Source organism: Bacillus cereus group sp. BfR-BA-01383 (assembly GCF_022663495.1).
Classification (GTDB): domain Bacteria; phylum Bacillota; class Bacilli; order Bacillales; family Bacillaceae_G; genus Bacillus_A; species Bacillus_A cereus_AU.
In genome coordinates, this window is record NZ_JAKUFP010000131.1 from 1 (window position 1) to 275 (window position 275).

Here is a 275-nt window from a genome sequence, read left to right on the forward strand (position 1 = left end):
TTTATTAACGGGAAGTGGCTCAGCTTGGTAGAGCACCTGGTTTGGGACCAGGGGGTCGCAGGTTCAAATCCTGTCTTCCCGATATTCCCAACATTCCCAAAAACATGGGGCCTTAGCTCAGCTGGGAGAGCGCCTGCCTTGCACGCAGGAGGTCAGCGGTTCGATCCCGCTAGGCTCCACCAAAAAGTTCTTTGAAAACTGAACGAAACAAACAACGTGAAACGTCAATTTTTATTTTTAGATGCTAGACAAACTAACTTTATTGGAGAGTTTGA

At 47.3% G+C, this 275-nt stretch carries 2 tRNA genes; both read left to right on the forward strand.

Features of this window, described 5'->3' with window-relative positions:
* Window positions 1–8: 8 nt before the first annotated feature.
* A tRNA-Pro gene (locus tag MR065_RS27265) sits at window positions 9–82 on the forward strand.
* Window positions 83–106: 24 nt separating this feature from the next.
* Window positions 107–182 (forward strand) — tRNA-Ala (locus tag MR065_RS27270).
* The last annotated feature ends 93 nt before the right edge of the window (window positions 183–275 follow it).